Consider the following 25,009-nt stretch of genomic DNA (forward strand, 5'->3'; position numbering starts at 1 on the left):
AAAGGCCTTCAGTTGGCCGGGGGAGTGTAGTTGGCGTCGTCGGGATTGATGAAGACGAACTGGGCATCGCCGTCGTCGAGCTGCACGAAATCCAGCGTGGTGTTGTCCAGCAGGGGCACGTACTCGGGTGCCATCACGATCTCGATGCCCTTGCTGGTAATGCGGATGTCATCCTCGCTGGCCTCGTCGAAACCCATGCGGTAGTCGTAGGTGTCATCGGCATGTTTCTGCGCGGCGAGACGCAGGGCCATGCCTTCGGTTCCGCCCTGTTTCGCTGCATTTCTGACCTGTTCGGCCGCGGCCGGGGTTACCTTGAACATGCTCTTCACCCTCTGGTGTATTGATTCTCGTGATGGCCCGGTGTCGGTCAAGGCTGGCAACGCCTGACGAAGTCAACGAACCTGCCCGCCCAGTGGTTGCGCCGCGTATCCCGCAGGTGGGTATAGCTGGCGAGCAGGTTACGGTAGCGCACGCCATCGTGCGCGCCGTCGATGCCCTGCCCGCGCAGGACGCGGTAGGCGAAGTCCACCTCCGAGTCCAGGTTCTCGAGCGCCGAGTAATGAAACTCGTGCGCTGCAACCTCATCGCCACCCGGCCAGGGATGTTCGGCCGTCTCCACCAGGCGGACATAGCCCCTGCCCTGCGGGCGCTCGTGCATGACCACATCAGCAGGAATGATACCGACCATTTTACCCTGCTTTCCCTGCCAGGTCAGGCGGCGGCACAAGTACATCAGGCCGCCACATTCCGCGTAGGCCGGACCACCCCGTTCGATGAAATCCCTTATCTGGCCGGCCATTGCGGTATTGGCTGCCAGCTGGTCAAGGTGCGTCTCGGGGAATCCCCCGCCAATCAGGAGCGCATCGGCTTCAGGCAGCCCGCCATCGCGCAACGGGCTGAACGGAACCAGCTCGGCGCCGGCACGACGCAGCGCGGCCAGATCGTCGGTGTAATAGAAGCCGAAGGCCTCGTCACGCGCATAGGCGATGCGAACCTTCTCCCCGGCTTCGACGGCGGGCGCGGCAATCCGCCCCGGCCTCTCGACCGCCGGGGCGGTGGCTGCGAGCGCCAGCAGGGCATCGAGATCGACCTGTTCGGCGACCCGCCTGGCCATGCGTGCTATCTGCTCGCGACTGCGCGCCAGCTCGTTGCTGGGCACCAGGCCCAGGTGACGTTCGCTGATGTGCATATCCGGGTGCCGCTGGACCGCGCCGAGCACCGGCACGCCGGTGTAGTGCTCGATAACCTGTCGCAGCTTGGCCTCGTGCCGGGCACCGCCCACCTTGTTGAGGATCACGCCACCGATGCGGATATTCGGGTCGAATTGCTGGTAGCCAAGGATCAGCGGTGCCACGCCCCGGGTCATGCCCTGGGTGTCGAGCACCAGCACAACCGGGGCGTCGAGCTGGGCCGCGAGTGCCGCATTGCTGTTGCTGCCATCGAGGTCCAGGCCGTCATACAGACCCTTGTTGCCCTCGATCAGGCCGATGTCGGCGCCCTGCATGGCCTGCGCGAACACATCGCTGATCTCGTCGCGCGCCATGGTGTAGAAGTCGAGATTGACACAGGGACGGCCGGCGGCCTGGCCGAGCCAGAGCGGGTCGATATAGTCCGGCCCCTTCTTGAACGGTTGCACCACCAGGCCCCGCTGCACGAGGGCACCGCACAGGGCCAGCGAGACCGAGGTCTTGCCAGAGGACTTGTGGGCGGCGGAAAGATAGAGGTATGCCATGTTTGCCGACGAAAAAGGCGGCTCGTGGCCGCCTTCTTCTTTTCTGCTGTCGCGGCGCTCAGCCGTGATGTGGATCGACGACCTCGTCGGCCAGCGACTCAGGCAGGAACTTGAGCAAGCGCACGCCGACGAAGGTGGCGGTCAACGCCACGGCGATCCCGCCCAGGCCGAGAAGGAACTCGGGCAGCGAAGGCACGTAGTGCAGCGGCTGGCCATTCACGCCATCGTGGAAGCCGGACTCAATGATGATCTTGTCCGGGAAGATGGCCATCGGGAAGGCCTGTCCCCCGATGACGATCACGTACATGGCAGCGATGCCACCGAGAATTACCAGAACGCTGGCGGCAACGATGGCACCGCGCGAGCGGCCCAGTCCCGGGTGGAACAGGATGCCCATGGGCACCAGCATGCCCAGCAGCACCCAGCCGACCCAGAACAGGGTGGTGTAGATGCCGCCATCACGCAGGATGAAGGCCTCGTACTCGTGGTTCTCGGTGCCGTAGAGATTGGTCAGGTGATAGACCACCACGAAGTAGAACACCGCAGCCACGAAGATCCCCAGCAGGTTCTTCAAGCGCAAGAGCAACTTGTCGCCGATCGGGCGGCCATCCAGCTTGAAGGTGAACATCAGCACCAGCAGGTAGATGGCCATGCCATAGGCGAAGGACATGATGATGAACATCGGCGCCATGAGGGCCGCGTCATACCCCTGGCGCGCAACCAGGAAGCCAAAAATGGAGCCGGTACCGGTGGTCAGGATCAGGCGCCAGACGAAGGCCACCAGGCCGGCGGCCGGATAATACTTGTTCGCCTTGCGTTCCATCATGGTGAACAGGTAGACCGCGACGATCGCCAGGAAGCCCACGTAGAGATAGATGTTCCAGGCAAAGATCGACTTGAAGTTGTAAGTGGTCATGGCCACGATCAGGCGGCTGGGCTGGCCGAGGTCGAGCACCAGCACCAGCAGGCCGCCGACCAGCAACGCCATCGCCAGCAGGCCCGAGAGCCGACCCAGCGACTTGTAGATCTTCTTGCCGAACACCGAGCCAAAGGCGGCGATGTTCAGGGCGCCGGATGCGGCCACGATCAGGAAGATGGCGAACACGTGCGGGACGCCCCAGACGATCTGGTTGTTCATCCCGGTGACCCAGTGGCCCTCGTGCTCCATGTACAGGGTGGCCAGGCCGCCAACGGCCAGCAACACCCCCAGTACGGCCAGCAGCCCCCAGTAACGTGGACTCTCGATGCCCCATTCGCGATAGTGAATCTTTTTCATAGCTGCTTCACATGTCCGGAAACTGATCAGATGCCGCGATAGCGCACACCGGTGTTCAACTTCAGGTCGGCACGCAGTTGCGTGTTGGCCTTCTCGCGCAAGGCCTTCGAGACCTCGCTGTTCGGGTCATTGAGATCACCGAAGACGATGGCATCGTGCGGGCAGGCATCCTGGCACGCCGTGGTGGTCTCGCCGTTGTCGCGCCGGTGAACGCAGAAGTTGCAGCTTTCCACGCAGCCCTTGCCACGCGGCGCAATGCTCAGCTGCCGGTCGATGTTCTCATGGATGAAGGAGCGTGCCTTGTAGGGGCAAGCCATCATGCAGTAACGGCAACCGATGCAGATGTGCCGGTCGACCATGACGATGCCATCGGCGCGGCGGAAGGAGGCCCCGGTTGGGCAGACGTCCGTGCAGGGCGGATACTCGCAGTGTTGGCACATCATCGGCAGGGTGGAGACCCGACCGGTGAGGCGATCCTTGACCTTGACGGTGCGAATCCAGCGCGGGCGCTGGCGATCCCATTCCTCGGGGTCGGCCCCCTCGGGCATGCGCAGCAGGTCGAGACCGTTTTCCTTTTCGCAACCGGTGACACACTCGGAACAGCCGTCGGCACACTTGGTGGTGTCGATGAGCATGCCGTAGCGCACCTTGTCGGTGACCGGTTCCTTGCGCGGCTCGGCCTCGGCACGAGCACCCAGCAGGAAGACGCCGGGGGCCACGGCCGTGGCAGCGGCGGCGACCCCAGCCACCGAAACGAATTGTCGACGCTCTTGATCGATCTTCTGGCTCATGATCACTCCCCGCTACGGCCGGTGGGCGTGGTGGCATGACAGCTGAAGCACGGGATCTCGACGCCAGCATACTCGTGGCAGCTGTCGCAGAACTGGCCGGGCGCATTCACTGGCGTGTACTTGCCCTGCGCGTCCTTGGCGGCGTGGCAGTCCACGCAGCCGGACAGGCTGTGCTTGGCGCCACGGATGCCCTGATGCACCGTGATGTCACGCTGATGCTTGATGAAGGTCGGGTGCAGCTTGCGCATCACCGGCGTGGGTTCCACGCAGCTGTCGAGTTCGTAGGCTTTCGAACCCTTCACCACCGAACGGTCGGACTGCTCGGCTGCGTTCACCCCCAGGGCGAGCACCAGAGCCCCCGTCACCACCAATAGCCTCGTGCCAAATCTAAACATGTCTTGCGTCTGACTCGCTGCGTTAAGCGCAATCCGGCAGGCCGGCACGAGGCCGGCCGCCGGCACCTTGTTTACTCACCCAGGCCCATCTTGATGTAACCGGTCGGGCATACATCAGAGCAGATGTGGCAACCGATGCAACGGGCGTAGTCGGTCGCCACATAGCGGCCGGTGGTCGCCTCGCTCTTGGGCACACGATAGACGGCGTCCTGCGGGCAGAAGATCACGCAGTTGTCGCACTCGAAGCACAGGCCGCAGCTCATGCAGCGCTTGGCTTCCTCGACCGCCTGTTCGGTGCTCAGGCCGATCACCCGCTCCTTGAAGTGGCCCAGTACCTCGTCGGCGGTGGGAACCTCTTCCTTGCGCTTGACGCGCGGGGTGTACTCGAAGTGACCCAGGAACAGCTCATCAGCCGGAATGATCTCGGCGAAGGAGCGGTCCTCGTAGTTGTGCACCGCGTAGTTGGCGAACGCGGTACCGCGCTGGTCGCCAGCGTTCGGATCGAAGTGCTCGGGCTCCAGGCCGGCTTCCTTGAGCTTCTTCTCCAGGTCGAAGTGATGCACGTCGACCTTCGGGCGCTTCTTGTGCTCCTGCTGATTCAGGTACTCGTCGATGGTGTCGGCAGCAATGGCTGCCTGACCGATCGCGGTGGTCAGCAGGTGCGGACGGATGATGTCGCCGGCGACGAAGTGCTTCTCGCGACCCGGCACCTGGTAGAAGGAATCGGAGTCGATCAGGCCGCGGCCGTTGTCGAAGTCTTCCAGGCCGGCCAGGTCACCCCCCTGACCGATGGCGGCCACGATCAGATCGGCCTCGACCACCTGCTCGGTGCCCTCGACCGGGACCGGACGACCGCCGTCCATGGTGCACTTGGCCAGCTTGAGGCCGGTAGCACGACCGTTCTCGTCGCGCACGATCTCGATCGGCATGACCTCGTCGAGGATGGTGACGCCTTCCTGCAGCGCATCGTTCACTTCGTGCTCGGAAGCGGTCATGTTGTTCTTGGGGAACAGCGAGGTCAGGGTCACCTCGGCGTTCTGCTTGGCCGACTCGTCGACCTCGTGGCTCACGCTGTCGTCGAGGATGACCTTCTCGGGGTTCTCGGTACCTTCGTGGCCCGGAATGCAACCCAGGCGGCGGGCCACCGAGACCACGTCGATGGAGGTGTCACCACCACCCACGCAGACCACCTTCTTGGCAGTGACCTTCATGCGGTCTTCGTTGAAGGCCTTGAGGAAGGCGACGCCGGAAACGCAGTTGGGGGTCTCGTCCCAACCCTCGACGGGCAGGCCACGACCAGTCCAGCAACCGACAGCCCAGAGGATGGCGTCGAAGTCCTTTTCCAGATCCTCGACCTTGACGTCCTGACCGACACGCACACCGCACTTCACTTCCACCTCGCCCATGTCGAGGATGCGCTGGATCTCGCCGGCCAGCTTGTCGCGCGGGATACGGTAGTTGGGGATGCCATAACGCATCATGCCGCCCAGCTCCGGCTGCGATTCGAAGATGGTCACGCCATGCCCCTTGCGGCGCAGCTGATAGGCCGCGGCCAGGCCGGCAGGACCACCGCCGATGACGGCGACTTTCTTGCCAGTACTGGGGCCAGCCTCGAACTTGTAGCCGTTCTCCAGGGCATTGTCGCCGATCCACTGCTCGACCGAGTTGATCCCGACGAAGTCCTCGACCTCGTTACGATTGCAGCCGTCCTGGCAAGGAGCCGGGCATACACGGCCCATCATGGACGGGAAGGGGTTGGCGTCGGTGGAGCGACGGAAGGCGTATTCGCCCATCTCCACGCCCTCGGCCGGCTTCTCCTGGCCACGCACGATGGCCAGCCACCCGCGGATGTCCTCACCCGAGGGGCAGGAGCCCTGGCAAGGCGGCGTCTTGTGGACATAGGTCGGACACTTGTAGGAGGTGTCGGCAATGAAGATCTTGTCGGTAAACGAATCCCACTGATTGTTACCGTCTTCAAAACGACGCCATGTGAGCTTGTTGGTCATTTCATCGCTCGGAGTAGCCATCTTAACGCTCCTTACCTGTATGCCTTGGATCCCCGCGGGATCGATTGATGTCTATCTGACGGAAGCCGCGATCAGGCCGCGTCTTCGGTCGAATCTTCCTGTTCGTCGTCGTCACCGGTGTCCTGACCGGTCAGGACGATGGCCTCGGAGACCAGTTGGTGCACGCTGACGATCATGTCCATGCCCATGCCGTAATAGGGCAGCACCTTGGTGAACTGCGACTTGCAGATAGCGCAGATCGCCGCCATGTTGGTCACGCCGTGTTCCTCGATGACGTTCTTCAACGCCTCCATCCGCGGCTTGGCGCCCTTGACGCGCAGTTCCGTCAGGTCGTCGGTCAGGAGACCGCCGCCGCCACCGCAGCAGAAGGTCTTTTCGTGGATGGTATCGGGGTCCATGTCCACGAAGTTGTTGCACACCGCCTTGATGACGTTGCGCGGGATGGTGAACTGCCCGCCCGGCTCGTCGCCCATGCGCGTGGCACGTGCCACGTTGCACGAATCGTGGAAGGTCACGACCATGTGGTCGTTGGCCGACTTGTCGATCTTGAGCGTGCCTTTCTGGATCTCGCCCCAGGTGAACTCCAGGATGTGCTGGGGCACCGGATATTTCGGGTCCAGGAAGTCGAACGGGCCGGCCAGGGTGTTCAGGAAGCTGTAGGCCACCCGCCAGGCATGACCGCACTCACCGAAGATGATGCGCTTCACACCCAGTTCCAGCGCGGCCTCGCGGATGCGCAGGGAAATGCGGCGCATGTTCTCGTACGAACCGATGAACATACCGAAGTTGGCCGCCTCCGACGCCTTGGAGCTGAGCGTCCAGGACACGCCGGCCTCGTGGAACACCTTGCCGTAGCCGATCAGGCCGTCCACGTGCGGTTCGGCGAAGAAGTCCGCCGAGGGAGTGACCAGCAGGATCTCGGCACCCTTCTGGTCCAACGGATACTTGACCTCCACGCCGGTATCGTCGAGCACGTCTTCCTCGAGCCCCTCGAGGGTGTCGGCCAGTGCCGGCTCGGGCAGGCCCAGATTGTTGCCGACCTTGAATACCTTGCCGATGATCTCGTTGCAGTACTTCTGGCCCAGGCCGATGCGATCCATGATCTCGCGCGCGGCCATGGAGATCTCGGCGGTGTCGATGCCGTAGGGGCAGAACACCGAGCAGCGACGGCACTGCGAGCACTGGTGGAAGTAGCTGTACCAGTCCTCGAGCACTTCCTCGGTGAGATCGGTGGCACCGACCAGCTTGGGGAAGTACTTGCCGGCAAAGGTGAAGTAGCGGCGATAGACCTTGCGCAGAAGATCCTGGCGCGCCACCGGCATGTTCTTGGGATCCTGGGTACCGAGATAGTAGTGGCACTTGTCGGTGCAGGCGCCGCATTTCACGCAGGCGTCGAGGAACACCTGCAGCGAACGGTACTTGCCGAGCAGGTCGCCCATGTGCTCGATGGCCTTCTCCTGCCAGTCGTCGACCAGTTCGGCGGGATAGCCCAGGGGTTCCATGAACTCCGGGTTCTTCGCCACGAACGGCTTGCTGTGCGCCATCGAGCCCGGCTGAATCGGCGGGATCTCGGGATACTCTTTCAGCTCCGGAATTTCAAATTCTGCTTTTGCCATGCCAGCTAACCTTGCTCCGGATTATTGTTCCAGCTTGCGCGCCCACTCGACGATGTGACGCTGCTCGCGGGGGTTGTCCACCTGGTTGCGGGTCGGGCTGAAGAACACGCCCAGCGCATGCAACAGCTTGCTGATGGGGAAGATGATCATCAGCAGCGCGACCAGCCCAAGGTGCACGATCATCAGCGGATCGCTCGGCAGGTTGGGCATGGTCTCGAAATTGAAGGTCATCAGGTGACGGAAGAAGGACTTCACCGCCACCACGTCGGTATGCGCGACGAAAGTGGTCAGCGCACCGCTGGTGCCGATGCCCAGCAGCAGGAACAGCATCAGGTAGTCAGAAGGCGCCGAGATGTAGCGCACGCGATCGACGAAGATGCGGCGACCGAGCAGGCCCAGCAGACCGATGATCATGGCGAAGGCCAGGTATTTTTTGATGAGCGGACTGGTCCAGGACACGATACCCCACACCGGCTCCTGGAAGTAGCGCAGGTGCCGGAACAGCACCGCGAACAGTGCCATGTGGAAGATCCAGCCGAACAGCCAGGTCCATTTGGCGCCCTTGAAAAGGCTTTCGAAAAACACCACTTCGCGGAACATGCGCAGCACCACGCCACCGGTGGTGGTCGGTGCGGGCGTCGTGGGAATCTTCAGCGGCGCCGGGGTCTTCCAGTAGAGACGTATGCGACGCGCCAACCCTACCACCAGCAACAGCGTGGCGGCGTAGAACAATGCTGCAAATGCGACCGTCAGAAACGACATGTTTCCGAAAACCTCTTGAATAGGGTTGCAGGTCCGGGGGGCGCGAGCGCCCCCCGTTTGTCACCGGATGCGATCAGACGCAACCGGTCGGCTTCGGCAGACCAGCGTAGCGGCAGGCCTGCTTGCCGGGACCGTAGGGGAACAGACCGTACAGGTACTTGGAGTTGCCCTTGTCCTTGCCCAGCTTCTTGCCGACGGCCTTGGTCAGCACGCGCACGGCGGGAGCGATCTGGTACTCCTCGTAGTACTCGCGCAGGAAGTTGATGATGTCCCAGTGCTCGTCGGTCAGCTCCAGGTCGTCTTCCTTGGCCATGGCCTCGGCGACGGCCGGCTCCCATTCGTTGATGTTTGCCAGGTAACCCTCTTCGTCGGTCTCGAAGACCTTACCATTTGCTTCGATAGGCATTTCGCTATCTCCTGTTACAGTTCAATGTTTGACAATCAGACCAGGCCTCAGAGCCAGGCCTGGACCTTGTCGTGGTTCACGACGAGATCAACAAAACCGGCGTAATCGACCAGTTCGACGCCGTCGATCAGGCGATCTTCGGCAATTCCACGCGCCTTCAGGTCGGCCCGGAGTGCGTAGAACTTCCGGCCGGCGGCATTGGCCACCAGGTCGGAAACGGCGGTGCCCGCCATGGCACCATAGACACCGTCCTCGATCAGCAGGATGGACGCGCCCTCGCTCGAAAAGCGGATGGCGTCCTCCAGCGAGTTCTTCTCGAACGGTGATTTGCTCACGGTATACAGATCGGCCATTTCGCCACCTCAGAAGCTGAATACGACGTCGGATTCCTCGAGCTTCTTCGCAATCTCTTCGGAATCCAGGATCTCGACGATGTTGTCCACCTCTTCCTCGGTCTCCCAGTCTTCCCAGGCGACTTCGATGAGGTCGTCCTGGGTCAAGCCGCGAGCCTCGAGCGAGGCCTTGTCGACATACATGTGCCGTACGCCATAGTCGCCAAGGGTGCGATAGGTGGGGGTGAAGTTCTTCATGTCGGATTCGGAGGTGTCACTCCCCTTCACCAGCTGAGAAACCCCGTCGTCCACGAACATCAGGCTGACCTCCTGGTCGAAGGCCGCGCCGATCAGCACGACTTCCAGCGACTCCCAGGCATAGATGGTGCCGTAGGGAGCACGACGATTCAGATACATGAACTTCTTGACATCGGACATCGTTGTTCTCCCCTCAGTCGCCGAACACGACCAGACGGTCGCACTGGATGGCTGCCTCGATCAGCTGCCCGAGGCCGGAGATGCGAAACTTCGGCGCGATGTTGGTCGCGTCCTTGCCGTTGCGCTCGGCCTCGCCGTCGTCCACGATGCCGCGGCGCTGGGCCGCGGCAACGCAGAGGACGAGATCCAGGTCGTATTTCTCTGCCAGTTCCACCCAGCGGTTGACGATGTTGCGATCGTCCTGGGGCGGCGTGGTCAGGCGGGTCCCGTTCAGCACGCCGTCGTGATAGAAGAACACGCGGAACACCTCGTGGCCCTTCTCCAGCGCAGCCTTGGTGAAGTGGTACGCCGAGTCGGTAGCCTGATGCTGATAGGGCCCCTCGTTTACCTGTACTGCCAGTTTCATGACTTGACCTCGTCGTTACAGGCCGCTCAGAAGCGGATGTAGGCGGAAGAGTTCAGGCTCTTGCGCGAACCACGCCAGTTGTCGATGTGGTACTTGGTGAACGGCAGCTCGACCTCTTCGAAGAAGCGCGGCCAGCCGATACGCTCGATCCACTCGTTGATACGCTCCCAGTCCTTTGCGCCTTCATTGTAGGCCTTGAGGATACGCTTGACGATCGCGGTCGCCTCGGGCCAGCGCGGCGGGTTGTTGGGGATACCGGAAGCCACCAGCTTCTGGAAGGTGGGCTTGCCACGGGCGTTGGAGTGGTTGCCGCCAACCCAGATGGACAGCTTGGTGTGCTCGGCGTCGTTGATCTGCATCGGCGGGCAGGGCGGGAAGCAGGCGCCGCAGCAGATGCACTTCTTCTCGTCCACTTCCAGCGAGGGCTTGCCGTTCACCATGGCCGGACGGATGGCGGCCACCGGGCAGCGGGCCACGACGGAAGGACGTTCGCAGACGTTGGCCACCAAGTCGTGGTTGATCTTCGGCGGCTTGGTGTGCTGCACGTTGATGGCGATATCGCCCTGGCCGCCGCAGTTGATCTGGCAGCAGGAGGTGGTGATGTGCACGCGGTTGGGCATGTCGGCGTTGCGGAACTCGTCGATGAGTTCGTCCATCATCGCCTTCACCACGCCGGAGGCGTCGGTGCCCGGGATGTCACAGTGCAGCCAGCCCTGGGTGTGCGACAGGGTGGTCACCGAGTTCTGGGTACCACCAACGATGAAGCCGGCTTCTTCGAGCGCATTGATCAGCGGCTCGACACGTTCCTCCTCGGTCACGAAGAACTCGGGGTTGGAACGCAGGGTAAAGCGGATGTAGCCGTCGGAGTACTCGTCGGCAATGTCGCACAGCTTGCGCAGGCTGAACAGGTCGAGGATACGCTGGGTACCGGCCTTCACGGTCCACAGCTTGTCACCGTTCTTGGCGACGTGCAGCAGCACGCCCGGACGCGGGTGCTCGTGATACGCCCACATGCCGAAGTTGCGGCGCATGGTCGGGTGCATGTACTGGAACGGATCGGGACAACCGGACTCGATCGGTTCACGCATTTCTTTAGCCATTTTTACCTCCAGAAATCGGGTAAATGCCTCCCCGAATTCCCCGCCGGAAACAGTTGGCGGGGCCAGGGAAAGTCATATTCGGTTTGTGAACGATTAAGAAGCTTCGGCCTGACGGTCGAACCACTTGATGGCCTCCTCGTCCCAACCGTCCATGCGCACGTAGGAGCACTCGCGGGGGTGATTGACCATGTTCGGATCAACCTCGACGCCGATGCCCTCGAGGAAGTTCACCAGGCCGATACGCTCGATCATCTCGCCGCAGCGCTCGTGCTCCAGGGCATTCTCGGCCCAGAAGTCGATGATCTCTTCGGCCAGCTCGACCAGGGACTCCCAGTCTTCCTCGGTTTCAAGCTTCTTGAACGGCACCACCACGGTACCCATCAGGTCACCGATCTTGAGGGTGCGCTTGCCGCCGATCAGGATGGTGACGCCCTTGTCGTCACCCACACCCAGCGCCTTGGGCATGACGTTCAGGCAGTGCATGCAGCGCACACAGTCCTTGTTGTTCACAGTGATGGTGTCGTCATCGTTCAGCGAAATGGCATTGGTCGGACAACGGGTGATGACGTTGTCAATGACGTACTGACGACCCTTCTTCTCGACGAATGCCTTGACCTCGTCCTGGTTGACCTTCATGTCGTCGCGCCAGGTACCGATCACGGCGAAGTCAGCACGCTCGATAGCGTTCTGGCAGTCGTTCGGGCAGCCCGAGATCTTGAATTTGAACTTGTAGGGGAGCGCCGGACGGTGCACGTCATCGGTGAAGTTGTTCACCAGCAGACGGTGCGCCTTCTGCTCGTTGGTGCAGGACATTTCGCAACGGGCGGCGCCCACGCAGGACATGGCGGTGCGCACGCAGGGGCCGGCACCACCGAGGTCCCAACCGTAGTCGTTGATCTCGTCGAAGAAGTGCTGATACTGGTCGGAGTCGGCGCCGATGAACATGATGTTACCGGTCTGGCCGTGGAAGGTGATCAGACCCGAACCGTACTTCTCCCAGCTGTCGGCCAGCTGGCGCAGCATGGCGGTGCTGTAGTGGTTGCCCGCCGGCGGCTGCACGCGCAGCGTATGGAATTCCTTGGACTCGGGGAAGGCGTGACCGACTTCGGAGAAACGCGGGATGATGCCGCCACCGTAGCCGTACACGGAGATGGTGCCACCCTTCCAGTAGCCCTTGCGGGTCTCGTAGGAGTGCTCGAGCTGACCCAGCAGCGAGTTGGCCACCTTGTTGATCTTTTCGTTCGGGTGCTCGTCACGCAGGCGCTTGATGCCGCTGATGAAGCTCGGCCACGGACCTTCTTCGAGCTGGTCCAGCATGGGTGTGGGATACTTGTCGATCGCCATGTCGTTATCTCTCCTGACTAATCGGTTTTGACTTGAATCCGCTCTCGCGTGGTCGAATCCGGCCACACAAAAAGTGCTTCGGTGATCCGTGACGGAATCGCGCCGCAGACGCAAACCCCATCAATAGCCGCTAATATAGTCGAGTGCCACGCCCCCCAGAACCACACTAAGGAGGGAGGAGGTCAGCCCCAACCTATCCCTTTGGGGATAGACTGGCGCCACCCTGTACCGAAGGACTGGCCAAGTGACTGAAAATCAGGAAAACTCTCCCTTGGACAGTATTTCAGCGTATACCGATACAGCGAATTGCGGGCGATACTAGGCCTAATTCCCACACTCCGTCAACAGGTGTCGGTTACAGAAGACGATCCGGGAGCCACTCAATGAACACCAGTGCCAGTCCGTTTTCCCTGCACGACGACCGGACTTACCGGGAATGGCGCGCCCGCAAGCTCGCCGAACCACCGCACCCACCGGTGGTCGAGATCGACGACCCGGCCGCCCCTTCGACATCCGATCTGGCGACCCTCGCCGACCACTGCGAGCGCCACAACTTTGCCCTCTTCCGCTTCTGCGAGCCGCCGGCCGACCCGCAACCGGCCCTGCGGCAGCTCGGCCTGCATTTCGGACTGAACGACCTGGATGCCAATCTCTGCGCCGAGGACAGTGGAGTGACCGAGATCACGGTCAAGGACACCGGTACCGACAATCGCTACATCCCCTACACCGATCACCCCATCGGCTGGCATACCGACGGCTACTACAACCCCATGCACCAGCAGATCCACGGCATGCTGCTCTATTGCCACCGCCCGGCGATGGAGGGCGGCGTCAACGGCCTGCTGGACCACGAGATCGCCTATATCCGCCTGCGCGACCAAAACCCGGAATGGATCAGGGCATTGATGGCTCCGGATGCCTTTACCATTCCTCCGAACATCGAGGGCGGCGTGGAGATCCGTCCGGCGACGGTGGGGCCAGTGTTTACCGTGTCGCCCGACGGCAGACATCTGCACATGCGCTACTCGGCCCGGTCGCGCAATGTGGAATGGAAGGACGATACCGCCACGCGCGAGGCCGCTGCGGCGCTGCTGGAACTGTTCGCCAGCGACGACCCTTTCCTGCTCGAACGCCGACTGGCCGCCGGCGAGGGCGTGATCAGCAACAACATCCTGCACCGTCGCACCGGTTTCAACGATTCACCCGACCCCGCCCGCAAGCGCGTGTACTTCCGCGCGCGCTACCATGACCGAGTACGCTACATTCGCGACACACAATAACAAAGGAGCCCGCCATGCTGTATCTCAGCCAGGTCATGATCAGCAACCCCGAGCTGGAGAGCTTCGACGACCTCAAGCTGGTCATCAAGGAACTCGCTGCCCAAGGCGAGATGTTCCTGCGCTTCGACGTGAAACCTACCTACCCCGATACCCCACCCGATTGGGAAGATCAGCTGGAGGCGACCTTCAGCAGTCGCTACTGAGGACCTATTTAAATGGTAGATTATCTCGACCCCAACCAGCTCGAAGACACAGCCGCCGCCTCACTGCGCAAGCAGCTCGGACAGCATGCCGAGCTGGAAGGCCGCCTGGTGGAACTGCGCCAGCAACTCGAGCGCCTGCCCGAACATGCCCCGGCCAGCGAACGCGCGCGCCTGCAACTGGAGATGGCACGCGCCCTGCAGATCCTCGAGCGCGGCACCGAGGCCTGGCCGCTGGGTCACACCGCCTTCGGCATCTTCGCCCAGGTCCGCGACTGGGAAAACGCCGCCGATGCCTGCGACATCCTCTATCAGACCGGCGAGCCCGACGCCCTGGTGGCGCTGGGCCACGGCATCTGGATCGGCGTGACCTTCCCCATCGACCCCGAGATCACGGTACACCTGCTCAGCCACGTGGTGGACGACACCCCGGACGACTCTGACGGTGCCGCGGTAGCGGCGGCCACCGCCTGCTTCATCACCGACATCCGCGCCGAGGAAGGCCCCGACAAGGAACGCATCGCCTTCTTCTCGCAACAGCTGCTGGGCCGGGTGGCGCGACGTCATAGCCAGGTCGAGACCCAGCAGCAGTTCGAGGCGTGGATCGAGCGCCTGGAACTGAACGACCCCGACAAGTTCCTGGTGCGCCTGCGCAACGTGGTGGACGTACTGGTACAGGACCAGTGGTGGGTCGACCGCGAGGCCATACAGGCCGAGATCCCCGCCGACTGAACGAGGAAGCCAACAATGTTCTGGGAAGACGACGACACCCCGCAGGAGTTCCAGGTCCCCGACGACGTGATCGACCTGGCCTTCAGCATCCAGTGCCGGGAACTGCCGGTCGATCACCTGTACGCACTGGGCAGCGCCCTGTGCGAGGCCGCCCCGGTGCTCACCGAGGACCCGCGCGTGGCCATCCACGAGATCCACCTGGCTGGCTCGCAGAACGGCTGGGAACGCCCTGACCCGCAAATGGGCCAGAAGCTGGTGCTCTCGCGACGCACCAAACTGCACATCCGGGCGCCCAAGGAACTGCGCGAGCGCATCGAGCAGGCGCTCGACGGGCTCACCATCGAGATCGATGGCCACCCGATGACCATCGGCAAGGCCCGGGTGAAGACACTCTCCAGGCAGGGCACCCTGTTTGCCCGCCACATCGTGCTCGAGCCCGGTGAGGAAGACGACGAAAACACCTTTCTGATGCGCCTGGCAAAGCTCCTCCAGGCTCGCGGCATCCGCGTCAAGAAGGCCCTGTGTGACACCACGCAGAAGATCGCCACCCCCGAGGGACCGCTCACGACCCGCAGCCTGCTCCTGGCCGACCTCAGGCCCGAGGATTCAATTGCCCTGCAACAGGACGGGCTGGGCAGCCACCGGCACTTCGGCTGCGGCATCTTCCTGCCGCACAAGGGTATCGATCCAGTAAAAACGGCCGAAGATGAATGAATAACAATATTTGAATATAATCCCACATGTTTTTGCCTCTCGGCCACCCTCACGGGCCGCGGAGAATCCTGAAAATTCGCTTGCGAGAAGAGGAGCAACGACATGTCGACAATCGAAGTCAACGGCAAGACCATCGAGCTGGACGAGCACGGCAATATGGTCGACCCCACCCTCTGGGACGAAGACGTGGCCCGCACCCTGGCCGATATGGACGAGAAGTTCATCGGCGAACTCACCCAGGAGCATTTCGACGTGCTCAACTACCTGCGTGACCAGTACTTCAACAACAACCAGAACCAGCCCATGGAGCGCCAGATCCTCAAGGACATGGGCAAGATCTGGGGCAAGAAGATCAGCAGCAAGGACATGTACAAGCTGTTTCCCTTCGCACCGTCCAAGCAGGGCAACCGCATCGCCGGCCTGCCCTACATCGCGCGCAAGGGCGGTTACTGATCCCACCGCTTCGACGCAAAAGGCCCCGCCCAGGTGCGGGGCCTTTTGCGTTGAGGGGCCGGTTCTCTCGATGGCCCGCAGGAACGACCTCCTCGCCACGAATCTTCGGCCCGGGGACGGGCCTCCTACAACTCGGCCCACATGCGCAGCAGGTTGGCGTAGCTGCGATCCACCCGCTTTGCATGTTCGCTGTCGGGTTCGGTACGCAACAGGTGCTCGCGGGCCTGGTCCAGCTCGAACAGCAGCTCGCGGCGGTCCGGCTCGCGCACGAAGCTCTGGATCCAGGTCAGCGCCACCAGACGTTCGCCGCGCGTGACGTCAGCCACGTGGTGAACGCTGCGCGAGGGATAGACTACCGCGCTGCCGGCAGCCAGCTTCACTTTCTGGTCTCCGAAGGGGGTGCGGATCACCAGCTCGCCGCCCTCGTAACTGTCGGGTTCGTTGAGAAAGATGGTCATGGACACGTCGGTACGGAACTTGCCGCCACCCATGATGGGATCGTCCACGTGATCACCGTAGCGCATCCCCGGCTGGTAGCGGGCAAAGATGAAATCGGCCAGCCGATGCGGCAGTACCGCGCTGCGGAAACGGGCGTTCTGCCCCACGCTGGCCATCACGATGCGGTTCAGGCGTGCTGGATCTGCGGATCCTGTGCCAGCTCTTCGTTGGCCTTGACCCGGCGCGCAGCCATGCCGGCGGTGAGCCGCCCATCGACGAATTCGGCGCCTTCGAGGATCTCGCGGATCTTGTCGATCTGCGCGGGGTTGAGCAGTTCGGGGATCTCGATCAGCACAGTACTTCTCCCTGGAGACAACCCCGACGAACGCCCGGGGCATTGGCGGGACGCTCCCGCTAGAATGTGGCGCAAACCGCAACGCAGGAGCCTCGCCATGATACTCAAGGTCACCATCGCCGACCAATTGCTGGAGCTCAACGTCCCCGATGCGCTGATCGAGCAGGCGAGCGAGTTCTTCGACCGCATGGACGCCGACATGGACCAGGGCTGGCAGGTCAACCGCGAGTGGATCGACCAGGTCGACCTGCCACTGCGTGGCCAGATCGTGGCCAACAAGCTGCTCACCGCCATCGAGAACCGCGACGACAACCTGGGCCGCCTGATGGCCGGCTACCTGCTCTCGCGTTTTCCCGGCCTTGAACTGATCGAACTCTCCGAGGCCGGCGAGATCCGTGACCACGTGCTGATCATGAAATCCGGCGCCGAGGTACAGGCCAACCGGCCCAGCCTGTCGTTCAGCCACTCTGGCCTGCCCAGCGGCCTGAGCGAAGGCGAGGCCATGATGCAGGCCGACAAGGACATCAGCGGCGTGTTCAAGATGGGCCGACAGTACCGCTTTTCGGTCTACGACCATGCCAGCGGGGAATGGCAGCAGTCGCCTGCCTTCGGCAGCCAGGAAGACGCCGAGGCGGCACGCATGGAAGCCTACCGCCAGCGCTTCGAGGCCCTGCTGCGCGCTCCACAGATCCACTGATGGCGATCATCGACGAGGTCACTGCCCCGCTGGTACTGCGCGAGCCGGACGGCCGCGAGAAACTCATCGCCTGTGCCTTCACCCACCCGCAGGGCCTGCTGTATCTCGACCTCTGGTGGCATCTCTCCACTCCCGCCGAGGCAGCCCACCTGGTCCGCGGCGAGCTGCGTGGCGAGGGTCCCTGGCGCATCGGCAATCACCGGCTGCGCGTGCTCGGCTGCCACAACACCGACCCGCATCTGGCCGATGAATTCGCGCGCTGCCAGGAATATCTGCAAACCCATCCCGACGACTACCCGCCGCGCACACAGATCCTCGAGATCGCCCGCCGGCTCGGCGCCACGCCGCGTACCGGGGATGCCGGGTGTACAATGCCGTCATGAAGATCCTGCTCGCCAATCCCCGCGGCTTCTGCGCCGGCGTCGATCGCGCCATCGAGATCGTCGAACGCGCGCTGGAGAATTTCTGCGCCCCCATCTACGTGCGCCACGAGGTGGTGCACAACCGGTTCGTGGTCGAGGATCTGCGCAACCGCGGCGCGGTGTTCGTGGACGAACTGGCCGAAGTGCCGGATGGTGCCACCGTGATCTTCAGCGCGCACGGCGTCTCCCAGGCGGTGCGCAAGGAGGCCGAGGCGCGCGAACTGAGCGTCTTCGACGCCACCTGCCCGCTGGTCACCAAGGTCCATCTCGAGGTAGTGCGTCACTGCAAGGCCGGCAACGAGGTGATTCTGATCGGCCACCGGGGCCATCCCGAGGTCGAGGGCACCATGGGCCAGTACCGTTGCCGAAACGGCGAGGGCATCCATCTGGTCGAAAAGCCCGAGGACGTCGAACGGCTGGTGGTGCGCGACCCTGAACGCTTGGCTTTCGTCACCCAGACCACGCTGTCGATGGACGACACCGCCCAGGTGATCGCCGCCCTGCGCACCCGCTTTCCGGCCATCCAGGGCCCGAAGAAGGACGACATCTGCTACGCCACCCAGAACCGGCAGGACGCGGTCAAGCGCCTGGCCGGCCAATGCGACATCGTGCTGGTGGTCGGGTCGCCCAACAGTTCCAATTCCAACCGCCTGCGCGAGATCGCCGAAAAGCAGGGGAAGCCCGCCTGGCTGATCGACCGCCCCGAGGACATCCGCCGCGAATGGCTCGACGGCGTGGACATCATCGGCGTAACCGCCGGAGCGTCGGCACCTGAAGTGCTCGTGGACAGCGTGATCGCCCAGCTCCGGGCGTGGGGAGCGTCACAAGTCGAGGAAGACGGCGGTCAACCCGAATCCGTGATCTTCGCCCTGCCCAAGGCCCTGCTGGGCTGATCGTCTCGCGTTCCTCGGCGGAATCGACCCGCTCGTCGGGAACCGCACTCCACTGGACCAAAGTGGTCGCTATGCTTCAGCACATGAAGAATTCAGGCGTGACCTTGATCGAATTGCTCATCGCCGTCGCTGTACTCGCGATCGGCGCAGTGCTGGCCATCCCGTCGTTCACCGAGCTGGTCAAGAACAACCGGCTCACCTCCGCCAGCAACAACCTGGTTCGGGCCCTGCAGCTCGCCCGCTCCGAGGCCGTCAAGCGCAATGCGCCGGTCACCGTCTGCCGCAGCCAGGACCAGGCCCAGTGCAAGACGGGCTCGGGATGGACGGACGGATGGATCGTGTTCGTGGAAGACCCGCTCCGCAGGCAACGCGATCGGCAAGGTGGACAACAGTGAAAGCGCCAATATCGTAAGTACTCAGCAGGCCCTGGCGGGGGGACTGCAGATCACGGTCTTCGCAGACACCATCACCTTCAACCCCAATGGGCGACCCGCCGCGGCTGGCGACATCAAGGTCTGCGACGATCGCAAGGGGGCATACGGCAATACCGTAACACTCAACGCCACCGGTCGTGTTCGTCTCGAAAAGGGAAGCAACTGCACATGAACCGCATCGTGCACCACGGACGCCTTCAGGCCGGCACCACCCTGATCGAGGTGCTGGTCTCCATCCTGGTCGTGAGCATCGGCCTGCTCGGCCTGGCCGGACTGTTCGCCAACAGCCTCAAGAGCACCAACGAAGGCTACATGTACTCGCAGGTGAACCGCCCCGGATATTCCGGAGACTGTTTTGTTTGAGTCAGGCCGCCTTGGCAGACTCTTTCTGTTGGCGATAATACGCCGCTTCCAACTCCGCCGGTGGCACGTTGCCAATAGGCTCCAGCAGCCGCCGGTGGTTGAACCAGTCCACCCACTCCAAAGTGGCATATTCGACCGCCTCCCTATGCTTCCAGGGGCCTCGCCGGTAGATAACCTCGGCCTTGTACAGACCGTTGATCGTCTCTGCCAGAGCGTTGTCATAGGAGTCCCCTCGGCTACCGACCGAGGCATCAATGCCGGCCCCGGCCAGGCGCTCCGTGTAACGCACCGACAGGTACTGACAGCCTCGGTCACTGTGGTGCACCAGGCCCTCTGTGTCCTGGCGCGACCATAGCGCCTGCTCCAGCGCATCCAGCACCAGGTCGGTCTTCAGCGACCGGGAGACACGCCAGCCCACGATCCGTCGGGCATAGACGTCCACGACAAACGCCACATAGACAAACCCTGTCCAAGTCGCCACGTAGGTAATGTCCGCCACCCACAACTGATTCGGGCGGGTGGCAGTAAACTGCCGCTTCACCCGGTCCAGTGGTCGTTCCGCCGTCGTGTCGCCGATCGTTGTCCGGCAACGGCGGCCTCGCACCACACCCCGCAACCCCATGACACGCATCAGGCGTTCCACCGTGCAGCGGGCTACCTCGATGCCTTCCCGGTTGAGCTGCCGCCATACCTTCCTGGCACCGTACACCTGGAAGTTCTCTTCCCAGATCCGTCGAATCTCGTCTGACAGGGCGCGATCCCGCTGCAATCGCCGCGGCAGTCGCTGTGGATCGGCCTCACGGGCCTTGTGCTCATAGTAGGTGGACGGGGCGATCGGCAGCACCGCGCAGATCGGCTCGACCCCGTAACGATCCCTGTGATCGTCGATGTACGCGATCATCTCTTCAGTTTGCGGTCGAGCTCCGCCTGGGCAAAAAAAGCCGACGCCGTCTTCAGAATCTCGTTGGCCCGCCTCAGCTCCCGGTTCTCCCGTTCCAAGGCCTTGAGCCGCTCGCGCTCCGACGTCGTCAGACCCTCACGCAGTCCTTGATCACGCTCGGCCTGTCTCACCCATTTGCGCAGCGTCTCCGGCGTACAGCCGATCTTGGCCGCGATGGAGGTCATCGCCGCCCATTGGGAATCATGCTCGCTCTGATGATCAAACACCATGCGAACCGCCCGTTCCCGGACCTCAGGGGAATATCTCTTGCTCGTATCCATAGACTCTATCCTCTCAAGAAATGGAGTCTCCGGGAAACCCGGGGCGGTTCAATCACGCATGGCGGGGAGATCTGGTCCAACGAGATCAACCTGCTGACCGGAGGAAGTCCCTATCGCATCGTCTACGACATGAATGGTGACGGCAGCCTAACCACCGCCGACAACGTGGACGGCAACGGAGATGGCGACTTGGTCGATGCCGAAGACCAGATCACCGGCCTGCAACTGGGCTATGGTATCGTGGCCTCGACGCCAACCACTGCCACCCTGAGCAGTACCAGTGGCACCTTCTTCGTCAACCGTCAGTTCCACTCACAGCCGGTCACGCCTCCCAATACAGGGACTCCCAACGATCCCGGCTTGCTCGGCGGTCACTTCGATGTGGACACTACTCAGCTATTGTCCACCGCCCTGCCACAAGGCAGTGCAACCACCGATGGCCACATTCACCAGTACGACGACAAGCACAACGTCAAGGGTGTGGACTATTTCAATCTGCTGGACACCAAGCTGCATAACATCGATCTCGACATCACCAATCGGCAACAGAAGTTCAAGCTGATCATCGTCAATGCCGACAAGTCTCCGGGCGGCCGCTTGTCGATCAACCAGGCCTATGCCGAAACGAATTCGGCAACCTACGAACCGGTGACCAGCTATGCCGCGAAGCCGATCAGTTCGTTGCCGGTCTACTCCTTGGGTGGGGTATCAGGCAGCATCCCGTTGTCACAGCTGAGTATCTATTTCGATGTCAATGCCATCATCGATCGACAGCTGATCCCGACGCAAACCGGGTGCGTCAAGAAAAACATCCCGTCATCCGACGGCCGCTGGCGCAATGCCGCCCTGACCATCTGGGCAGTCAGGGTCAACGCCGACGGCAGCGACGCCTTTACCTTGACCCGGGACACTGCAGGGAACATCACGGGCATTACGGATGGTCTGCTATGGGAATCCACGTTGTTCTGGCACTGGAAGGGCCCCTGCGCCCACGAGTACAGTTCACTGGACGCCACCTATACGGACAGCAGTGGCAATACCGTGATCAATCCGAAAACCGGCAAACCCTATACCGTGTTCGAATACTGGCGCGACCAGACCATCCTGCAAGGCGAGAAAAAGAAAAAGAAAGACAAGAAGCGGGGAAAGAAAAAAGACAAAAAGAAAGATCACGATAAAAATAAAGATAAAGATGAGGAGGAAGATAATGGAACTATCGCGCCTGGCGGCACAACCGGCGGCAGCAGCGGCGGTGTTGGCGGCTGCAATGGCTGCCCCCCACCCCCCCGGGCTGGCTGACCGACCCGTCGCGAGCCTCGTGGAACGAGCTGCAAGACTGAATGACGACAACGGTGCAGATTTGCCGAGCCTGGCAGATCTGCACCCGTCGTCAGGCATCCGCATCTGAACGGAGAACACCTCTCGTGCGATCAAACTGGCAGATCTTTACAGGCAGATCATCGGGCTTCACCCTGATCGAACTCATGATCGTGGTAGCCATCGTCGCCATCCTGGCGGTGATCGCCATTCCAGCATATACCGATTATGTATTGCGCTCGAACCGGGTTGTGGCCAAGAGCTTTCTCAACAAGGTAGCGCTGGACGAGCAACGTTATTACATCAGCAACCGCAGCTACGGAAAGCTGAGCGCCCTGGGATATGGAGCCGATACCGTCGGCGTCGACGAGAACCAGAACATCGTAACCAAGGGAACGGGGCTGTATGATGTGACCGTCGCCGCCACGGCGACAGGCTTCACGGCCACGGCATAAGCCAAGAACCGTCAAACCTCGGACACCGGCTGCCTCACCCTCACACTGGATAACAACGGCAGCAAATCACCGGCCGCCTGCTGGAACAAGTAGCCTCGAGGCCTCGTCTGCAGGTGGCGTGGCAGGCCAGCATTCCAATCGACTTACCAGATTGACGCCGGAACAGGATGTTAGACTGTCGCTCTCCCGACAGTAGTTTCCGGCGAAGGCGACTCTTGAAATCGGATCGACACATCCTGGTCATCGGTGGCGGGGCCATCGGCCTGCTTACCGCGCGTGAACTGGCGAGTGCCGGCGCGCAAGTCACTGTGCTCGAACGCGGCCAACCCGGTCGCGAGTCGAGCTGGGCCGGCGGTGGCATCGTCTCGCCGCTGTTTCCCTGGCGCTATCTCGACAGCATCACCGCACTAGCGAGCTGGAGCCAGACGCGATATCCCGAGGCCTGCGCGCAACTGGCACGCGATACCGGCATCGACCCCGAGTTCACCGTCAACGGCATGCTGATGGTGGCCGAAGACGAGATCGACACGGCCCTGGCCTGGGCCGCCCGACATGGCCGCCGACTGGAGACGGTCGATGCCGCCACCTTTCGTGCACTGGAGCCCGCTGCAGCCCGCCCGCCAGAGACCGGGCTGTGGATGCCCGAGGTGGGCCAGCTGCGAAATCCCCGACTGCTGGCCGCCCTGCTCGCTGATTTACAGGCCCGGGGCGTTACGCTGCGCTCTGACACGCCGGTGAACGGACTGTGGATACGCAACGGCGTCTGCCGGGGCGTGACCACGCCCAGGGGCCATGTCGAGGCCGACCGGGTGATCGTCTGCGCCGGCGCCTGGAGTGGCGAGCTGCTGGGCGATCTTCCCGCTCCGCCGGCGGTGCGTCCGGTACGCGGCCAGATGCTGCTGTTCCAGACCACGCCAGACACCATCTCGCGCATCGTGCTCGAAGACCAGCGCTACATCATCCCACGCCGCGACGGCCACGTGCTGTTCGGCTCCAGCATGGAAGAAGTCGGCTTCGACAAATCCACCACCGAGGCCATGCGCGAGGAACTGCTGGCGCTGGTGCGCGAACGTTTCCCGGTGATGCGCGACGCCCCGCTGGTAAAACACTGGGCCGGCCTGCGTCCCGGCTCACCGGCAGGTGTGCCCTACATCTCGGCGCATCCCGAGATCGGGGGGCTGTACGTCAACGCGGGACAGTTCCGCAACGGGATCGTCATCGGTCTGGCTTCGGCGCGACTGGCTGCCGACCTGGTGCTGGAACGCCCGCCCATTCTCGATCCGGCACCCTACGGCTGGAACGCACCCCGGGGCTAGCCTATAATTGCCGCCCGCGCCACTGTAGCTCAGTCGGTAGAGCAACTGATTCGTAATCAGTAGGTCGGCGGTTCGATTCCGCCCAGTGGCTCCATTTTCCCCCGACGGTCTGCCCATGCCCCAGCTCTTCGTCAATCGGCTGACCATCCTCGACTTCTCTTATCTGCATGCCGAGCGCGGCCTGCTGGGCGAAAGCTGGCTGCTCGACGTGGTGCTCGAAGGCGGCCTCGACGAGCAAGGCATGGTGCTCGACTTCGCCGAGGTCAAGCGCTCCATCAAGGCGCTGGTGGACGAACGCTTCGACCACCGGCTTCTGCTGCCGATGCGCTACGAGGGGCTGGTGGAGCAGCCACGACGCGGCATGTCGCACCTCAACTTCCACACCCGTGCGGGCTGGATGCTGCAACACAGCAGCCCCGAAGAAGCGATTTGCCGCATCGATGCCGAAGCGATCACTCCCGATACCGTGGCCGAGGCCATCGTCGCCGCCCTGTTGCCCGGCATGCCGAGCAATGTCGAGTCGTTGAGCATCCGCCTGCGCCCAGAAAGCATCGACGGCGCCTTCTACCACTACAGCCACGGCCTCAAGCACCACTGCGGCAACTGTCAACGCATCGCGCACGGACACCGTTCGCGGCTGATCATCGAGCGTGACGGCATACGCGCCCCCGAACTGGAGGCCGACTGGTGCGAACGCTGGCGCGACATCTACATCGCCACCCGCGCAGATCTCTGCAAGGAAGAAGACGGCCAGTACCTGTTCGGCTATGAAAGCGCCCAGGGACGCTTCCTGCTGCGCATGCCGGTCGAGCGCTGCTACCTGGTCGATACCGACTCCACCGTCGAGAACCTCGCCGCCCACATCGCCGAGACACTGGCTGGCGAACACCACGGCCACCATTTCCGCGTGCACGCCTTCGAAGGTGTGGACAAGGGGGCCATCGCCGAGGCGCGGCGTCCTCACCTCGAACGGTGCGGTTCGGGGACGGACCGCCTACGGTAGGAGCGGCGTCCCCGTCGCGAACAACGTCCCCTCGCGAACGGTTCGGCCCGAGGACGAGCCTCCTACCGGTGGGAGCGGCGTCCCCGTCGCG

Annotated in this window: 32 protein-coding genes, 1 tRNA gene and 1 other annotated feature; of the genes, 16 read left to right on the forward strand and 17 right to left on the reverse strand. The window is 62.6% G+C overall.

Annotated elements, in window-relative coordinates:
* Positions 1–8: 8 nt before the first annotated feature.
* The 14 genes from EBS_RS09215 to dsrA all read right to left on the reverse strand — a co-directional run bounded on the left by EBS_RS09215 (position 9) and on the right by dsrA (position 12,625).
* Positions 9–320, reverse strand: coding sequence for a HesB/IscA family protein (locus tag EBS_RS09215; RefSeq protein ID WP_043108382.1), 312 nt, complete (start codon positions 318–320; stop codon positions 9–11).
* A 47-nt stretch (positions 321–367) separates the two neighbouring features.
* A complete protein-coding gene (locus EBS_RS09220; RefSeq protein WP_043108383.1) occupies positions 368–1,732 on the reverse strand; it encodes a cobyrinate a,c-diamide synthase in 1,365 nt (454 codons plus the stop codon).
* Positions 1,733–1,790: 58 nt separating this feature from the next.
* On the reverse strand, positions 1,791–3,008 hold the full coding sequence (nrfD, locus tag EBS_RS09225; RefSeq protein ID WP_043108385.1) for an NrfD/PsrC family molybdoenzyme membrane anchor subunit: 1,218 nt from the start codon (positions 3,006–3,008) through the stop codon (positions 1,791–1,793).
* Positions 3,009–3,034: 26 nt separating this feature from the next.
* Positions 3,035–3,799, reverse strand: a complete 765-nt coding sequence (gene dsrO, locus EBS_RS09230; RefSeq protein ID WP_043108387.1) for a sulfate reduction electron transfer complex DsrMKJOP subunit DsrO — start codon at positions 3,797–3,799, stop codon at positions 3,035–3,037.
* Between the two features lie 2 nt (positions 3,800–3,801).
* Entirely contained in the window at positions 3,802–4,167 is a 366-nt protein-coding gene (locus EBS_RS09235; RefSeq protein WP_231892792.1) for an Hdr-like menaquinol oxidoreductase cytochrome c subunit, read from the reverse strand.
* A 98-nt stretch (positions 4,168–4,265) separates the two neighbouring features.
* A complete protein-coding gene (locus EBS_RS09240) occupies positions 4,266–6,221 on the reverse strand; it encodes an NAD(P)-binding protein (protein ID WP_043108390.1) in 1,956 nt (651 codons plus the stop codon).
* A gap of 71 nt (positions 6,222–6,292) precedes the next feature.
* A complete protein-coding gene (gene dsrK / locus EBS_RS09245) occupies positions 6,293–7,837 on the reverse strand; it encodes a sulfate reduction electron transfer complex DsrMKJOP subunit DsrK (protein WP_043108391.1) in 1,545 nt (514 codons plus the stop codon).
* A gap of 21 nt (positions 7,838–7,858) precedes the next feature.
* A complete protein-coding gene (locus EBS_RS09250) occupies positions 7,859–8,599 on the reverse strand; it encodes a respiratory nitrate reductase subunit gamma (RefSeq protein ID WP_171816232.1) in 741 nt (246 codons plus the stop codon).
* A gap of 73 nt (positions 8,600–8,672) precedes the next feature.
* The gene (locus EBS_RS09255; RefSeq protein WP_043108392.1) at positions 8,673–9,005 is read right to left on the reverse strand and encodes a TusE/DsrC/DsvC family sulfur relay protein; all 333 of its coding nucleotides are present in this window, start codon (positions 9,003–9,005) and stop codon (positions 8,673–8,675) included.
* Positions 9,006–9,052: 47 nt separating this feature from the next.
* Positions 9,053–9,358, reverse strand: coding sequence for a sulfurtransferase complex subunit TusB (gene tusB, locus EBS_RS09260; protein WP_043108393.1), 306 nt, complete (start codon positions 9,356–9,358; stop codon positions 9,053–9,055).
* A 9-nt stretch (positions 9,359–9,367) separates the two neighbouring features.
* The gene (gene tusC / locus EBS_RS09265; protein ID WP_043108395.1) at positions 9,368–9,775 is read right to left on the reverse strand and encodes a sulfurtransferase complex subunit TusC; all 408 of its coding nucleotides are present in this window, start codon (positions 9,773–9,775) and stop codon (positions 9,368–9,370) included.
* Positions 9,776–9,788: 13 nt separating this feature from the next.
* The gene (tusD, locus tag EBS_RS09270) at positions 9,789–10,181 is read right to left on the reverse strand and encodes a sulfurtransferase complex subunit TusD (RefSeq protein WP_043108397.1); all 393 of its coding nucleotides are present in this window, start codon (positions 10,179–10,181) and stop codon (positions 9,789–9,791) included.
* 26 nt (positions 10,182–10,207) lie between these two features.
* Positions 10,208–11,281: a dissimilatory-type sulfite reductase subunit beta gene (gene dsrB / locus EBS_RS09275; RefSeq protein ID WP_043108398.1), complete on the reverse strand. Its 1,074-nt coding sequence runs from the start codon at positions 11,279–11,281 to the stop codon at positions 10,208–10,210.
* A gap of 93 nt (positions 11,282–11,374) precedes the next feature.
* Positions 11,375–12,625, reverse strand: a complete 1,251-nt coding sequence (dsrA, locus tag EBS_RS09280; protein ID WP_043108400.1) for a dissimilatory-type sulfite reductase subunit alpha — start codon at positions 12,623–12,625, stop codon at positions 11,375–11,377.
* A 383-nt stretch (positions 12,626–13,008) separates the two neighbouring features.
* Between dsrA and EBS_RS09285 the strand changes: the two genes are divergently transcribed.
* The 5 genes from EBS_RS09285 to EBS_RS09305 all read left to right on the forward strand — a co-directional run bounded on the left by EBS_RS09285 (position 13,009) and on the right by EBS_RS09305 (position 16,004).
* On the forward strand, positions 13,009–13,905 hold the full coding sequence (locus tag EBS_RS09285; protein ID WP_043108401.1) for a TauD/TfdA family dioxygenase: 897 nt from the start codon (positions 13,009–13,011) through the stop codon (positions 13,903–13,905).
* A 14-nt stretch (positions 13,906–13,919) separates the two neighbouring features.
* Entirely contained in the window at positions 13,920–14,108 is a 189-nt protein-coding gene (locus tag EBS_RS09290) for a hypothetical protein (RefSeq protein WP_043108403.1), read from the forward strand.
* Positions 14,109–14,120: 12 nt separating this feature from the next.
* Complete coding sequence (locus EBS_RS09295) at positions 14,121–14,837, forward strand: hypothetical protein (protein WP_043108404.1); 717 nt, start codon at positions 14,121–14,123, stop codon at positions 14,835–14,837.
* 15 nt (positions 14,838–14,852) lie between these two features.
* Positions 14,853–15,551, forward strand: a complete 699-nt coding sequence (gene cas6, locus EBS_RS09300) for a type I-MYXAN CRISPR-associated protein Cas6/Cmx6 (RefSeq protein ID WP_043108406.1) — start codon at positions 14,853–14,855, stop codon at positions 15,549–15,551.
* A 102-nt stretch (positions 15,552–15,653) separates the two neighbouring features.
* On the forward strand, positions 15,654–16,004 hold the full coding sequence (locus EBS_RS09305; protein ID WP_043108407.1) for a TusE/DsrC/DsvC family sulfur relay protein: 351 nt from the start codon (positions 15,654–15,656) through the stop codon (positions 16,002–16,004).
* 125 nt (positions 16,005–16,129) lie between these two features.
* On the opposite strand, the gene EBS_RS09310 is transcribed toward EBS_RS09305, so the two are convergent.
* Complete coding sequence (locus tag EBS_RS09310; RefSeq protein ID WP_331711268.1) at positions 16,130–16,618, reverse strand: Fe2+-dependent dioxygenase; 489 nt, start codon at positions 16,616–16,618, stop codon at positions 16,130–16,132.
* 11 nt (positions 16,619–16,629) lie between these two features.
* Entirely contained in the window at positions 16,630–16,797 is a 168-nt protein-coding gene (locus EBS_RS14880; RefSeq protein ID WP_331711226.1) for a hypothetical protein, read from the reverse strand.
* 97 nt (positions 16,798–16,894) lie between these two features.
* Here EBS_RS14880 and EBS_RS14400 point away from each other — a divergent pair, with 97 nt between their 5' ends.
* From EBS_RS14400 to EBS_RS09340, 6 genes are all read left to right on the forward strand, one after another.
* On the forward strand, positions 16,895–17,494 hold the full coding sequence (locus EBS_RS14400; protein WP_043108408.1) for a hypothetical protein: 600 nt from the start codon (positions 16,895–16,897) through the stop codon (positions 17,492–17,494).
* Positions 17,494–17,877 (forward strand): hypothetical protein, encoded by a 384-nt coding sequence (locus EBS_RS09320; RefSeq protein WP_043108409.1) that lies wholly within the window; start codon positions 17,494–17,496, stop codon positions 17,875–17,877. Before EBS_RS14400 ends, EBS_RS09320 begins: the two co-directional genes overlap by 1 nt.
* Entirely contained in the window at positions 17,874–18,809 is a 936-nt protein-coding gene (gene ispH / locus EBS_RS09325) for a 4-hydroxy-3-methylbut-2-enyl diphosphate reductase (protein WP_043108411.1), read from the forward strand. The genes EBS_RS09320 and ispH overlap by 4 nt, the downstream gene beginning before the upstream one ends.
* 83 nt (positions 18,810–18,892) lie before the next feature.
* Positions 18,893–19,204 carry a GspH/FimT family pseudopilin gene (locus EBS_RS14785; RefSeq protein ID WP_052199465.1) on the forward strand — a complete coding sequence of 104 codons (312 nt, stop codon included), beginning with the start codon at positions 18,893–18,895 and terminating at the stop codon, positions 19,202–19,204.
* Entirely contained in the window at positions 19,191–19,415 is a 225-nt protein-coding gene (locus EBS_RS14790; RefSeq protein ID WP_043108413.1) for a GspH/FimT family protein, read from the forward strand. The genes EBS_RS14785 and EBS_RS14790 overlap by 14 nt, the downstream gene beginning before the upstream one ends.
* Positions 19,412–19,606, forward strand: a complete 195-nt coding sequence (locus EBS_RS09340) for a type IV pilus modification PilV family protein (protein WP_043108414.1) — start codon at positions 19,412–19,414, stop codon at positions 19,604–19,606. The genes EBS_RS14790 and EBS_RS09340 overlap by 4 nt, the downstream gene beginning before the upstream one ends.
* A gap of 1 nt (position 19,607) precedes the next feature.
* Here the strand turns inward: EBS_RS09340 and EBS_RS09345 are convergent.
* A protein-coding gene (locus EBS_RS09345; RefSeq protein ID WP_148307722.1) for an IS3 family transposase occupies positions 19,608–20,827 on the reverse strand; the annotation gives its coding sequence in 2 pieces (ribosomal slippage) (positions 19,608–20,545 and positions 20,545–20,827; 1,221 coding nt in all).
* Positions 20,433–20,549 (reverse strand) — a sequence feature (AL1L pseudoknot). It overlaps the preceding gene by 117 nt.
* Here EBS_RS09345 and EBS_RS09355 point away from each other — a divergent pair.
* The 5 genes from EBS_RS09355 to EBS_RS09375 all read left to right on the forward strand — a co-directional run bounded on the left by EBS_RS09355 (position 20,762) and on the right by EBS_RS09375 (position 24,918).
* Complete coding sequence (locus EBS_RS09355; protein WP_148307723.1) at positions 20,762–22,126, forward strand: hypothetical protein; 1,365 nt, start codon at positions 20,762–20,764, stop codon at positions 22,124–22,126. The genes EBS_RS09345 and EBS_RS09355 overlap by 66 nt on opposite strands.
* Before the next feature lie 41 nt (positions 22,127–22,167).
* On the forward strand, positions 22,168–22,599 hold the full coding sequence (locus EBS_RS14625) for a type IV pilin protein (RefSeq protein ID WP_081999910.1): 432 nt from the start codon (positions 22,168–22,170) through the stop codon (positions 22,597–22,599).
* A 215-nt stretch (positions 22,600–22,814) separates the two neighbouring features.
* A complete protein-coding gene (gene thiO / locus EBS_RS09365) occupies positions 22,815–23,915 on the forward strand; it encodes a glycine oxidase ThiO (RefSeq protein ID WP_043108417.1) in 1,101 nt (366 codons plus the stop codon).
* An 18-nt stretch (positions 23,916–23,933) separates the two neighbouring features.
* Positions 23,934–24,009 (forward strand) — tRNA-Thr (locus EBS_RS09370).
* 21 nt (positions 24,010–24,030) lie between these two features.
* Complete coding sequence (locus EBS_RS09375; RefSeq protein WP_052199467.1) at positions 24,031–24,918, forward strand: 6-pyruvoyl trahydropterin synthase family protein; 888 nt, start codon at positions 24,031–24,033, stop codon at positions 24,916–24,918.
* The last annotated feature ends 91 nt before the right edge of the window (positions 24,919–25,009 follow it).

Origin of the sequence: endosymbiont of unidentified scaly snail isolate Monju (assembly GCF_000801295.1) — a bacterium.
In the GTDB taxonomy this organism is placed as follows: Bacteria; Pseudomonadota; Gammaproteobacteria; order Chromatiales; family Chromatiaceae; genus MONJU.